Annotated in this window: 11 protein-coding genes and 2 other annotated features; of the genes, 8 read left to right on the top strand and 3 right to left on the bottom strand. The window is 41.5% G+C overall.

The genetic code is table 11. From position 1 onward, the window contains the following. Positions 1–26 precede the first annotated feature (26 nt). On the top strand, positions 27–431 hold the full coding sequence (locus I1J71_RS04710; RefSeq protein ID WP_195183906.1) for a PaaI family thioesterase: 405 nt from the start codon (positions 27–29) through the stop codon (positions 429–431). Positions 432–537: 106 nt separating this feature from the next. On the opposite strand, the gene I1J71_RS04705 is transcribed toward I1J71_RS04710, so the two are convergent. From I1J71_RS04705 to I1J71_RS04695, 3 genes are all read right to left on the bottom strand, one after another. Beyond that, positions 538–1,131, bottom strand: coding sequence for a helix-turn-helix domain-containing protein (locus I1J71_RS04705; protein ID WP_195183905.1), 594 nt, complete (start codon positions 1,129–1,131; stop codon positions 538–540). A gap of 170 nt (positions 1,132–1,301) precedes the next feature. Further along, positions 1,302–1,688 (bottom strand): bleomycin resistance protein, encoded by a 387-nt coding sequence (locus tag I1J71_RS04700; protein WP_195183904.1) that lies wholly within the window; start codon positions 1,686–1,688, stop codon positions 1,302–1,304. An 11-nt stretch (positions 1,689–1,699) separates the two neighbouring features. Next, on the bottom strand, positions 1,700–2,527 hold the full coding sequence (locus I1J71_RS04695) for an exodeoxyribonuclease III (protein WP_195183903.1): 828 nt from the start codon (positions 2,525–2,527) through the stop codon (positions 1,700–1,702). A gap of 262 nt (positions 2,528–2,789) precedes the next feature. Here I1J71_RS04695 and I1J71_RS04690 point away from each other — a divergent pair, with 262 nt between their 5' ends. From I1J71_RS04690 to I1J71_RS04660, 7 genes are all read left to right on the top strand, one after another. Then, on the top strand, positions 2,790–4,535 hold the full coding sequence (locus tag I1J71_RS04690) for an ABC transporter ATP-binding protein (protein ID WP_195183902.1): 1,746 nt from the start codon (positions 2,790–2,792) through the stop codon (positions 4,533–4,535). Beyond that, on the top strand, positions 4,525–6,267 hold the full coding sequence (locus tag I1J71_RS04685) for an ABC transporter ATP-binding protein (RefSeq protein ID WP_195183901.1): 1,743 nt from the start codon (positions 4,525–4,527) through the stop codon (positions 6,265–6,267). The genes I1J71_RS04690 and I1J71_RS04685 overlap by 11 nt, the downstream gene beginning before the upstream one ends. 106 nt (positions 6,268–6,373) lie before the next feature. After that, positions 6,374–7,066, top strand: a complete 693-nt coding sequence (locus I1J71_RS04680; RefSeq protein WP_195183900.1) for a sugar transferase — start codon at positions 6,374–6,376, stop codon at positions 7,064–7,066. A gap of 39 nt (positions 7,067–7,105) precedes the next feature. Beyond that, a complete protein-coding gene (locus I1J71_RS04675) occupies positions 7,106–8,332 on the top strand; it encodes a DegT/DnrJ/EryC1/StrS family aminotransferase (RefSeq protein WP_195183899.1) in 1,227 nt (408 codons plus the stop codon). A gap of 60 nt (positions 8,333–8,392) precedes the next feature. Then, positions 8,393–8,624, top strand: a binding site (T-box leader). A gap of 185 nt (positions 8,625–8,809) precedes the next feature. Further along, positions 8,810–9,988: a tryptophan synthase subunit beta gene (gene trpB / locus I1J71_RS04670; RefSeq protein WP_004251478.1), complete on the top strand. Its 1,179-nt coding sequence runs from the start codon at positions 8,810–8,812 to the stop codon at positions 9,986–9,988. After that, positions 9,979–10,210, top strand: a binding site (T-box leader). Its footprint overlaps the gene before it by 10 nt. 354 nt (positions 10,211–10,564) lie before the next feature. Next, on the top strand, positions 10,565–11,926 hold the full coding sequence (trpE, locus tag I1J71_RS04665) for an anthranilate synthase component I (protein WP_070677735.1): 1,362 nt from the start codon (positions 10,565–10,567) through the stop codon (positions 11,924–11,926). Next, positions 11,923–12,489: an aminodeoxychorismate/anthranilate synthase component II gene (locus I1J71_RS04660; protein WP_195183898.1), complete on the top strand. Its 567-nt coding sequence runs from the start codon at positions 11,923–11,925 to the stop codon at positions 12,487–12,489. The genes trpE and I1J71_RS04660 overlap by 4 nt, the downstream gene beginning before the upstream one ends. Positions 12,490–12,492 lie beyond the last annotated feature (3 nt).

Here is a 12,492-nt window from a genome sequence, read left to right as displayed (position 1 = left end):
GTCGTTTGAAATATCAGGAGGAAAGTATGAAAGATTTTCACTTTGACGCTATATCTGCCTTTGAAAACTATGAAATTGAGAAAATGAGAGATGGTCACGTTGTAGTGACGACAAAAGTAGTGGACTCTTCACTCAACTACTATGGGAATGCTCATGGAGGCTATCTATTTACCCTTTGTGACCAAATCAGTGGTCTTGTGGTGATTTCGCTTGGCTTAGATGGGGTGACGCTCCAGTCTTCTATCAATTATCTGAAAGCTGGAAATCTAGGGGATATTCTCACCATCAAGGGGGAATGTGTCCATCAAGGACGTACCACTTGTGTCGTCGATGTTGATATCACCAACCAAGATGGCCGAAATGTCTGCAAGGCAACCTTTACCATGTTTGTCACAGGACAACGATCTGAAGATAGACAGGTGAGGATATAAATTAAAATGAGTAGATAGCTACGCCCTAAAAAACCAGAGTGTGTTCACTATCCACAACTCTATAAATTTTAATACATTTAAAAAGCGAGGTCTGATGACTTCGCTTTTATTTGATAGTGAAGAAAGTAAGTAAGAGCCAATAAAATAGCAGAGCAATAACGCCAATTCCAAGGCCAAATAGAATGGGAAGGATGATTCTTTGGTAGGGAGCCTTACCCCTTTCTTCAGCTTCTTCAATCTCGCTAAGGTTACGTCCTTGAACATAGGCGACAATCTGTCGATAGGTGCGAAGATTATGCTGTTTCTTGAATTTTTCAATGCGTAGGGCGTAGAACATAGCGATAGCAAAAATCAAGCAACTAAAAGCGATACCATACCAATCCAAATAAAGAATTAAGGGTATGCTGATGATAGGAAAACCTAATAGCAGTATGCTAAAGATTATTCCATCTTTTTTATAACGTATAAATTCTTGATCGTGAATAATTTGTTTCATAGTTTCCAAATCTCCTTTTACTAGTTTGTCTAATGACACTTCAAAGACCTTGCTCAGCAAGAGTAGGTTTTGAATATCAGGGTAGGTCGCGCCGCGTTCCCAGTTGGAAATGGATTGGCGACTGACAAAAATTATTTCAGCTAAATCATCTTGAGATAAATTTTTCTCTTTACGATAGCGCTGGATTTGTTTTCCGACTTGCATAAAATTTCCTCGCTTTCTGATTTCATTCTACTCAATTATACAAAAAAAGGCTATCAAAGTTCTTTGACATGCTGATTTCATAGGCTTTAGCAAAGGTTTTGGTCACTGGATTTACAGGTCTGTCAATTCATGTTCACCTACTGAAAAAGAGGCTATCAGCCTCCTTTTTCCTATTCACTAAATCTTAAAAAATAGCCATCTGGGTCTAAAACTGCAAATTCATGAGGATAGATATATTGTTCACCAACTCGAAATTCTCTTTTGGTCAATGGACGATGAATAGGATAGTTAGACTTGATTACTTTCTGATAGAGTCGAGGGACATCCTCTATGCCAAAGGAAATGTTGACTCCACGACCAAAGGGGTAGGTCAGTTCAACTAATTCATCCTTTGTTCCCTCCTCTAACATTAGCTGGCAATCTTCAAGCGATAAGAAGAGGAAGTTTTCTTCTGGTCGCTCGTATTGGACAGAGAATCCCAATAAGTCGCAGTAGAAGTGACGCGATTTCTCGATATCCGATACGACAAATTCAGGGATGACAGTTTGATAGTCCATTCGTTTTCTCCTTAGAAATCAATCTCCAAGACAATCGGTGTATGGTCTTGGCGTGCGCCTGAGTCAATCATGTCTGACTTGGTAACCTTGTCTGCTACACGGTTACTTGTGAGCCAGTAGTCGATTCTCCAGCCTGTATTGTTGATTTTTGAAGTTTTGCTACGTTGTGCCCACCAAGTATAGCGTTCTGGCACATCGCCATGGATATGGCGGAAGGTATCTGTAAATCCTTTGGATAAAAGGTTTGTAAATCCTTCACGTTCTTCGTCTGTGAAACCTGGTGAACGACGGTTGCTGGCTGGGTTGGCAAGGTCAATTTCCTTGTGGGCAACGTTATAGTCACCTGTAGCAAGGACAGGTTTTTGCTTGTCTAGTTGAGCCAAGTACTCTGCATATTTGACATCCCAGACTTGACGTTCTTCCAAGCGTTTGAGGCCATCACCAGCGTTTGGTGTGTAAACTTGAGTCACGAAAAATGTATCAAATTCTAGGGTAATGATGCGCCCTTCCGAGTCCATAGTAGAAGGGGCACCGATTTCTGGAAAGCTGATAGTTGGAGTGAGTTCTTTCTTATAGAGGAACATAGTTCCAGCATAGCCTTTACGAGCAGGCTCTTGAGAGGAGCGCCAAGTGTTTTCGTAACCTGGGAAGAGTTCTTCCAGCACCTCGAGGTGTTTTTTAGTAGGCCCTGTAGCTGAAAGCTTGGTTTCTTGGATGGCGATGATATCAGCGTCTTCGGCTACCAAGGTTTGGAGGACGTCTTGTGATAATTTCGCACGCGCAGAGTCACTCGTGAGTGCAGCATTGAGGGAATCAATATTCCATGAGATCAATTTCATAATGTTTACCTTTTCATTCAGATTATAGACAATATTATACCAGAAAAAGAAGCAATTCCCCAGCGTATAGTTTGAAAAATCCAGGTCATTCCTATATAATAAAGAATGATTTATGTAAAAGATTGAAAATAAATGAAATGTTACTCCTTTGAGTATCTTTATCGCTGAATATGACAAAGTTTAAGTTAGTGTCATCACCTATGAATAGGAAAAACCTGAGGTAGTCGCCTCAGGTTTCCATTTGTCATTAGAAAGGAATTTTATGTCCATCATCCAAAAACTCTGGTGGTTTTTTAAATTAGAAAAACGCCGTTACCTAGTTGGAATTGTAGCTTTGGTTTTAGTCTCTGTACTAAACCTTATCCCACCGATGGTCATGGGGCGCGTGATTGATGCCATCACTTCGGGACGATTAACACAGGATGAGCTCCTGCTTCATCTCTTTTATCTCCTGCTGGCAGCTTTCGGGATGTACTACCTGCGTTATGTTTGGCGCATGTATATCCTAGGAACCTCATATCGACTTGGACAAATCATGCGTTCAAGACTATTTGAGCATTTTACAAGAATGTCGCCTGCTTTTTATCAGAATTATCGAACTGGGGATTTGATGGCTCACGCCACCAATGATATCAATGCTCTGACTCGTTTAGCAGGTGGTGGTGTCATGTCCGCGGTGGATGCCTCTATCACGGCCTTGGTGACTCTGCTGACTATGCTCTTTAGTATTTCTTGGCAGATGACCTTGGTTGCCATTCTACCTTTGCCATTTATGGCCTATGCGACTAGTCGTCTGGGGAGAAAGACCCATAAGGCTTTCGGAGAATCACAAGCAGCCTTTTCTGAACTCAACAATAAAGTTCAAGAATCTGTATCAGGTATCAAGGTAACCAAGTCCTTTGGCTATCAGTCTGATGAATTGGCATCTTTCCAGGAAGTCAATAATTTGACCTTCCAAAAGAATCTGCAAACCATGAAATATGATAGTCTCTTTGATCCCATGGTTATACTCTTTGTAGGTTCTTCTTATGCCTTAACTCTCTTAGTCGGTGCCTTTATGGTGCAAGCAGGACAAGTAACCGTTGGTAATCTTGTCACCTTTATCTCTTACTTGGATATGTTGGTCTGGCCCTTGATGGCGATTGGTTTCCTCTTTAATATTACTCAAAGAGGGAAGGTTTCTTATCAACGAATTGAGAGTCTTTTGTCCCAAAAATCACCTGTCAAAGATCCAGAATCTCCACTTGACGGGATTGAAAATGGGCGCTTAGACTACGCTATTGATCGTTTTGCCTTTGAAGACGAAGAGACGCTGAGAGATATCCACTTTAGTCTCGAAAAAGGGCAAACCTTGGGTTTGGTTGGGCAAACTGGTTCAGGGAAAACTGCTTTGATTAAATTGCTCCTACGTGAGTATGATGTTGACCAAGGAGCTATTTATCTAAATGGTCATGATATTCGTGACTATCGACTAGCTGACTTACGTAGTTTGATGGGATACGTTCCACAGGACCAATTTCTCTTTGCTAGTTCAATCTTAGAGAATATTTGTTTTGGAAATCCCGACCTACCTTTCTCAGCAGTAGAAGAAGCGACTCAGTTGGCTCAAGTCTATCAAGACATTCAAGCCATGCCTGAGGGATTTGATACAGTTATCGGTGAAAAGGGAGTTAGTTTGTCTGGTGGTCAAAAGCAACGTCTTGCCATGGCCCGTGCCATGATCTTAAACCCTGATATCTTGATTTTAGATGATTCCTTGTCAGCAGTGGATGCTAAGACAGAGTTCGCAATCATCGATAATCTCAAGGAAACTCGCAAAGATAAAACGACTATCATCACTGCCCATCGTCTCAGTGCAGTTGTTCATGCAGATTTGATTTTGGTCATGCAGGATGGTCGCATCATTGAACGAGGTAGGCATGAAGACTTACTAGCCTTGGATGGTTGGTATGCCCAAACCTACCAGTCTCAACAGTTAGAAATGAAAGGAGAAGAAGATGCGGAATAAACAAGAACAATGGGCTGTATTGAAACGCTTGTTGTCTTATCTTAAGCCTTATGGGCTCCTCACCTTTTTAGCACTTGCTTTTCTCCTTGCGACGACTGTTGTTAAGAGCATTATCCCCTTGGTAGCTTCGCACTTTATCGACCAGTATCTAAACAACCTTAATCAGCTTGCTGTTACAGTTTTGCTCGTCTACTATGGTCTCTATATCCTTCAAACCATTGTTCAATATGTAGGGAATCTCCTCTTTGCGCGTGTATCCTACAGCATCGTTAGAGATATCCGACGTGATGCCTTTGCCAATATGGAGAAGCTAGGCATGTCTTACTTTGATAAAACGCCTGCAGGCTCTATTGTCTCTCGTTTGACAAATGACACCGAGACTATCAGTGATATGTTTTCGGGGATCTTATCTAGCTTTATCTCGGCAGTCTTTATATTCGTGACGACCCTTTATACCATGTTAGTTCTGGACTATCGTCTGACTGCTTTAGTCTTGCTCTTCCTACCTTTGATTTTCCTTTTGGTCAATCTCTACCGTAAAAAATCTGTCAAGGTCATTGAAAAAACCAGAAGTCTACTGTCAGACATTAACAGTAAGCTGGCAGAAAATATCGAAGGAATTCGTATTATTCAAGCATTTAACCAAGAAAAACGCCTGCAAGAAGAGTTTGATGAGATAAACCAGGAACACCTAGTCTACGCTAACCGTTCAGTAGCCTTGGATTCTCTCTTTTTACGCCCAGCTATGAGTTTGTTGAAGCTGTTGGGGTATGCGGTTTTGATGGCTTACTTTGGCTATCGCGGACTTTATCTAGGAATAACGGCAGGAACTATGTATGCCTTTATCCAGTACATCAACCGTCTCTTTGATCCGCTCATCGAGGTAACGCAAAACTTTTCTACTCTTCAGACATCCATGGTGTCAGCAGGTCGTGTTTTTGCACTCATCGATGAGACCAACTATGAACCGGTCCAAGAAAATGGCCAGGCTGAGATTCAAGAAGGGAATATTCGTTTTGAACATGTGTCCTTCTCTTATGATGGAAAACACCAAATTCTCGATGATATTTCCTTTACTGTCAATAAAGGTGAAACCATTGCCTTTGTTGGACATACAGGATCGGGAAAATCTTCTATCATCAATGTTCTGATGCGTTTTTATGAATTTCAGTCTGGTCAAGTTCTCCTAGATGGTGTGGATATTCGAGAGTATAGTCAAGAGGAACTGAGAAAAAACATCGGTTTGGTTCTACAGGACCCCTTCCTCTATCATGGAACCATTAAGTCCAATATCGCCATGTACCAAGATATCAGCGATGACCAAGTCAAGGCTGCAGCAGAATTTGTCGATGCAGATTCCTTCATTCAAGATCTTCCTTTAGGTTATGATGCCCCTGTATCTGAGCGTGGTTCGAGTTTTTCAACTGGTCAACGTCAGCTTCTTGCCTTTGCTAGAACTGTTGCCAGTCAACCTAAAATTCTGATTTTGGATGAAGCGACAGCCAATATCGACTCTGAAACAGAAGCTCTGGTCCAAAATTCCCTAGCTAAGATGAGACAAGGTCGGACAACCATTGCCATCGCCCATCGCCTTTCTACCATTCAAGATGCTAATTGTATCTATGTTCTTGATAAGGGACGTATCATCGAAAGTGGAACCCACGAGGAACTTTTAGCCTTGGGAGGTACTTATCACAAGATGTATAGTTTGCAGGCAGGGGCTCTTTCCTAGGGAAGAATTCCTTTAAAACATAGATTTCTTGCACTGCCTCTTTCATTTTGTGGTATAATGTAGAATGTTAATAAAGATTATATATAAAAAACAGAGGAGAATGTGCATGCTGAAATGGGAGGAGCTACCTCAAGAAATGCAATTGAGCGAGGTAAAACCATACTACCAGCTTGTGTCTAGAAGAAAAGGCTCACTGATTTTCAAGCGTTGTCTAGATTTGTTTCTAGCCGTAGTCTTGTTAATCTTGACCTCCCCCTTATTTCTGATTCTAAGCATCTGGATCAAGCTAGATAGCAAGGGTCCAGTTATTTACAAGCAAGTGCGGGTAACCCAGTACAACCGCCATTTCAAGATTTGGAAATTCCGGACTATGGTAACCGATGCGGACAAGAAAGGTAGTCTGGTAACTTCTGCAAATGACAGTCGTATCACTAAAGTTGGAAATTTCATTCGACGTGTTCGTTTGGATGAATTGCCGCAATTGGTCAATGTCCTCAAAGGAGAGATGTCCTTTGTAGGAACACGCCCAGAAGTACCACGCTACACAGAGCAGTATAGCCCTGAAATGATGGCTACCTTGCTCTTACCTGCGGGGATTACATCGCTTGCCAGCATTAATTATAAGGATGAGGATGCCATCATCAGTCAAATGACTGCAAAAGGTATGACGGTTGACCAGGCTTATGTGGAAAGAGTCCTCCCAGAGAAAATGCACTTTAACCTAGCCTACCTACGTGATTTTAATTTCTTCGGAGACATCAAGATCATGTTCCAGACTGTAGTTGAAGTTTTAAAATAAAGTAGTCACAAGAGTGAATACAGTAAAAGGAGTAAATCAATGACAAAATATAATATTCCATTTTCACCACCCGATATTACCGAAGCTGAAATTGCTGAAGTAGCTGATACCCTTCGTTCTGGTTGGATCACAACAGGTCCAAAGACAAAAGAACTAGAGCGTCGTCTGTCCGTCTATACTCAAACGCCTAAGACAGTCTGCCTCAATTCTGCAACAGCAGCTCTTGAATTGATTTTGCGCGTGCTTGAAGTAGGGCCTGGCGATGAGGTCATCGTTCCAGCTATGACCTATACGGCTTCATGTAGTGTCATCACTCACGTAGGTGCGACACCAGTGATGGTTGATATCCAAGATGATACCTTTGAAATGGACTATGACAAGCTTGAGCAAGCAATTACTGAGAAGACTAAGGTTATCATCCCAGTTGAACTTGCAGGGATTATCTGTGACTATGACCGTTTGTTCCAAGTTGTAGAAAAGAAACGTGACCTCTTTACAGCAACTAGCAAGTGGCAAAAGACCTTTAACCGTATTGTGATTGTCTCTGATAGTGCCCACGCTTTGGGTTCAACCTACAAGGGACAACCAGCCGGTTCAATTGCAGACTTCACATCATTCTCTTTCCACGCGGTTAAGAATTTTACAACTGCTGAGGGAGGAAGTGCGACTTGGAAAGCAAATCCAGCGATTGATGATGAAGAAATGTATAAGGAATTCCAAATCCTATCTCTTCATGGTCAAACCAAAGATGCGCTTGCTAAGATGCAACTGGGTTCTTGGGAATACGATATCGTAACACCAGCCTACAAGTGCAACATGACGGATATTATGGCTTCACTTGGTCTAGTTCAGCTAGATCGTTATCCTGGCTTACTACAACGTCGTAAGGATATCGTGGATCGCTATGACCGTGGATTTGCAGGAACTCGGATTCACCCATTGGCTCATGAGACAGATGCAGTTGAATCTTGTCGTCACCTCTACATCACCCATGTAGATGGAGCAAATCTCGAACAACGCAACCAAATTATTCAAGAATTGGCCAAGGCAGGAATCGCAAGTAATGTTCATTACAAACCGCTTCCGCTTTTGACAGCCTATAAGAATCTTGGTTTCGATATGGCAGATTATCCGCGAGCTTATGCCTTCTTTGTAAACGAGATTACACTACCACTTCACACGAAATTAACGGACGAAGAAGTAGATTATATCATTGAGACTTTTGTCAGAGTTTCTGAAGAAATTCTAGGTGCTTCACAAAAATAATTAAAAAAATTAGTAAAAAATGAATGAAAACGATTGACAAAGAAAAAACAATAACATATAATTAACTCAACAAATCAGAAAAGTAGTTATTTTTGATCTTCAGGGAGCCTGTGGTTACTGTGAACAGGTGGTTGAAAGTAGTGAAATTGGGCTGATTTGAAAAAATGAATTTGAAACAATGAAAATTCGGTAGGCACACCTTACAGTGCAACTTGTTGTTAGACAAGGCAGAGATGTAAAGGGGATATTCTCTTTACAATTGAGGTGGTACCGCGTTACGAACGCCCTCACATGGAAATATATTCCGTGTGTGGGCTTTTTCTATCCGTCATTTTGTATATCTTTTATTAGGGCATGAACTTAGAGTAATATTCAAGTTTTACTTGTTCTTTAAGTAAAGGCTGAAATGGTCCCCCAGACCATTTCACTACCAAAAGCAAACAAAAAGCCGGATTCATACAGAAGGAGGAAAAATTTATGACAACTAAAGGATATTTTGGACAATTTGGTGGTAGTTTTGTACCAGAACCAATTCAGGTTTTACTAGATGAATTAGAAGTGACTTTTGAAAAATACAAGGATGATCCAGAGTTTTTAGCTGAGTTTCGTCATTACTTGAAGGATTATTCAGGTCGCGAAACACCGCTCTATTTTGCAGAAAGTTTGACAGAGCACCTAGGCGGAGCTAAGATTTATCTCAAGCGTGAAGACCTTAACCACTTGGGTTCTCACAAACTGAACAATGTTTTGGGACAAATCCTTCTAGCAAAACGCATGGGTAAAAAGCGTGTCATTGCTGAGACAGGAGCTGGCCAGCACGGTGTTGCGACAGCTGCAGCTGCGGCCAAATTTGGTATGGCATGTGATGTCTATATGGGAGCAGAAGATGTGGAGCGTCAACGTCTCAATGTCTTCCGTATGGAGATGATGGGAGCAACTGTTCATGCAGTTGAAACAGGAACACGTACTCTGAAGGATGCGGTCGATGCAGCCTTTGGAGCATGGATGAATGACCTTGAAGCTTTCTACGTTTTAGGTTCTGCTGTAGGTCCTCACCCTTATCCAACTATTGTTCATGAATTCCAAAAAGTCATCAGTGAAGAATCACGTCGTCAAATCTTGGAAAAAGAAGGACGTCTACCAGACTACGTCATTGCCTGTGTGGGCGGTGGTTCCAATGCTATCGGAGCTTTTTCACAGTATGTAGCTGATGAAGAAGTAAAATTGGTTGGGGTAGAAGCTGCTGGTCATGGACTTGATACAGACAAGCACGCAGCAACTATGACTAAGGGTAGTGTTGGTATCGTTGATGGAATGAAGACCTATGCAGTCTTTAAGGAAGATGGAGAGCTCGCGCCAGTTTACTCTATCTCAGCAGGTTTGGACTATCCAGGGGTTGGTCCAGAACATGCCTTCTTTAAAGACTCTGGTCGAGTAGAATATGTAGCAGCGACAGACGAAGAAGCTGTCCAAGCCTTGCTTTTATTAAGCAAAACAGAAGGAATCATCCCTGCAATTGAAAGCTCACATGCTATAGCTGAAGCAGTCAAACGCGCACCAAAACTAAGTAAAGATGAGATTATCATCATCAATGTCTCTGGTCGTGGAGACAAGGACGTAGCTGCCATTGCAGACTACCTTGAAGCTAAAAAATAAAAGATGGAAAATATACAGAGATTTCTCTCACAGAGAGCTTGTGGTTGCTGAAAACAAGCAGAGAAAGCTGTAAGGTTGGGTCCATCTGAAATGAGAGAAGAAAACATAATTCTCAAGGGAGTGCCCTTTATCGCACAACCTGTTACAGGAGCTATCTGAGACAGGAATGAGAGATAGGAGAAATCCTATAATTGAGGTGGCACCGCGAATTTCGTCCTCACGCAAGTTATTTTGCGTGGGGATTTTTATATATGTATTATAGGTGTGGCTATTCGGTTTTAAATTATGCTTCATCAATAGGTAGATTTCTATAAAATATTTTCGAACGAAGTGAGCATCGAACCGCTATTTCCCGCCATGGTGGTATCCTATAGAAGCAAAGATGCTTCTATAGGACGGAATTTTTGAGAGTAAAATAGTTCGGGGAACTATTTTAGCCTGAGCCTAGAAATGAATGAGCGAGGAGCTCAAAAATTAGGGATGAAATTTCGGAGAAAGTTGCTCCCGTCCGCACTATTTAAGGGAAATAGAAAAAAGATAAAAAATTAAAAATAAGGAACTGAAAGGGAAATTACAATGGAAAGAATCATTCATGGAGATGTTTTATCACCAATCTTGGCTTATATGCGCTTAAACGGACAACACAAGGTCATACTTGAAAGTATCCCAAGAGAAAAGGAAAATGCTCGTTTTTCTATCTTGGCCTATAACCCAGTTTTTGAAATTAAGTTCGAAAATGGAGTCCTTTATCAAAATGGACAAGTGATTGATCGTGATCCCTTGGATTTCCTTTATGAAGTAACTCATAAGAGTCAGCACCATTCAGAACTACCTTTTGGTGGTGGAGCTATTGGCTTTGTTGGCTACGATATGATTTCTCTCTATGAAGAAATTGGCCAGCTCCCTGAGGATACGATTGGGACGCCAGATATGCATTTCTTCGTCTATGAGAGTTATATAGTTTTTGACCATAAGAAAGAAAAAATTCATATCATCGAGGATGCTCTCTACAGTGAACGTAGTAATGAAGAACTAGAAGTGGCTTTAGATCAGGTTTTAGAAGAGTTGAAAATCCCTGCTCCAAATGAATTTGAAGATTTGGACGTTTCTCCACTTCAGTTTAGACCACATATTGCACCTCAGAAATTTGAAGAAATGGTAGAAACAGCTCGCGACTTGATTCGCAATGGAGATATGTTCCAATGTGTGCTTAGCCAGCGCTTCTCCGCAGAGGTAACTGGAAATCCTTTTGACTTCTACAGAAATCTCCGAGTGACCAATCCGTCAAATTACCTCTACTTTTATGATTTTGGAGATTATCAAATTATCGGTGCCAGTCCTGAGAGCTTGGTTTCCGTCAAGAATGGTATAGTGACAACCAATCCAATTGCAGGTACACGTCCTAGAGGTGCCAATGACGAGGAAGATGCGGCACTTGCAAGTGATCTCCTCTCTGATGAAAAGGAAACGGCAGAACACCGAATGTTGGTGGACTTGGGACGAAATGATATCGGTAGAATTGCTGAAACAGCAAGTGTCCAAGTAACTAAGTATATGGAAGTCGAACTTTTCCGCTATGTCATGCATTTGACCAGCGTAGTTAAAGGACGTTTGTTACCAGAACTGACTGCTATGGATGCCTTGAAGGCGACTCTTCCGGCAGGAACAGTATCGGGGGCACCAAAGATTCGGGCCATGAAACGCATCTATGAACTAGAAACAGAGAAGCGAGGCGTATACGCAGGAGCTATCGGTTACTTATCAGCAACTGGAGACATGGATTTTGCCATTGCTATTCGAACCATGATTCTTAAAAATAAAAGAGCCTACGTGCAGGCTGGTGCAGGAATTGTTTATGATTCCATCGCTCAGAACGAATACCAAGAAACGATTAACAAAGCTAAATCTATGACAAGAATGGGAGAACTAAGACCATGATCTTATTGATTGACAACTATGATTCATTTACCTATAACCTAGCTCAATATATCGGGAATTTCGCAGAAGTTCAGGTTTTGAGAAATGATGATCCACATCTTTATGAACATGCTGAAAAGGCAGATGGACTGGTCTTTTCTCCTGGTCCAGGTTGGCCAGCTGATGCTGGGAAAATGGAAGAAATGATTCGTGATTTTGCAGGTAAGAAACCTATTCTAGGGATTTGTTTGGGACACCAAGCCATCGCAGAAGTCTTTGGTGGTAAGTTGGGCTTGGCTCCTAAAGTTATGCACGGTAAGCAAAGCCAGATTCGGTTTGAGACTCCTTCCATTCTCTATCAAGGGATTGAGGACAATCGTCCAGTCATGCGTTACCACAGTATTTTAATTGAAGAGATGCCAGAAGAGTTTGAAGTGACAGCTCGTTCGACAGATGACCAAGCTATTATGGGTATTCAACACAAAAACTTGCCGATTTATGGCTTACAATATCATCCAGAAAGTATAGGAACACCAGATGGCCTATCTTCTATTCAGAATTTTATCGAGAAAGTTGTAAAGTGAGGA

Source organism: Streptococcus infantis, from assembly GCF_015546995.1.
Classification (GTDB): domain Bacteria; phylum Bacillota; class Bacilli; order Lactobacillales; family Streptococcaceae; genus Streptococcus; species Streptococcus infantis_J.
The sequence above is the reverse complement of the archived record's forward strand: the minus strand, read 5'-3'. Positions and strand labels throughout refer to the sequence as shown.

Excerpts from the sequence above, each read along its gene's own strand:
- I1J71_RS04695 (WP_195183903.1), bottom strand. The coding sequence starts at position 2,527 with ATGAAATTGATCTCATGGAATATTGATTCCCTCAATGCTGCACTCACG.
- I1J71_RS04700 (WP_195183904.1), bottom strand. The coding sequence starts at position 1,688 with ATGGACTATCAAACTGTCATCCCTGAATTTGTCGTATCGGATATCGAG.
- I1J71_RS04685 (WP_195183901.1), top strand. The coding sequence starts at position 4,525 with ATGCGGAATAAACAAGAACAATGGGCTGTATTGAAACGCTTGTTGTCT.
- I1J71_RS04660 (WP_195183898.1), top strand. The coding sequence starts at position 11,923 with ATGATCTTATTGATTGACAACTATGATTCATTTACCTATAACCTAGCT.
- trpE (WP_070677735.1), top strand. The coding sequence starts at position 10,565 with ATGGAAAGAATCATTCATGGAGATGTTTTATCACCAATCTTGGCTTAT.
- I1J71_RS04675 (WP_195183899.1), top strand. The coding sequence starts at position 7,106 with ATGACAAAATATAATATTCCATTTTCACCACCCGATATTACCGAAGCT.
- trpB (WP_004251478.1), top strand. The coding sequence starts at position 8,810 with ATGACAACTAAAGGATATTTTGGACAATTTGGTGGTAGTTTTGTACCA.
- I1J71_RS04690 (WP_195183902.1), top strand. The coding sequence starts at position 2,790 with ATGTCCATCATCCAAAAACTCTGGTGGTTTTTTAAATTAGAAAAACGC.
- I1J71_RS04680 (WP_195183900.1), top strand. The coding sequence starts at position 6,374 with ATGCTGAAATGGGAGGAGCTACCTCAAGAAATGCAATTGAGCGAGGTA.
- I1J71_RS04705 (WP_195183905.1), bottom strand. The coding sequence starts at position 1,131 with ATGCAAGTCGGAAAACAAATCCAGCGCTATCGTAAAGAGAAAAATTTA.
- I1J71_RS04710 (WP_195183906.1), top strand. The coding sequence starts at position 27 with ATGAAAGATTTTCACTTTGACGCTATATCTGCCTTTGAAAACTATGAA.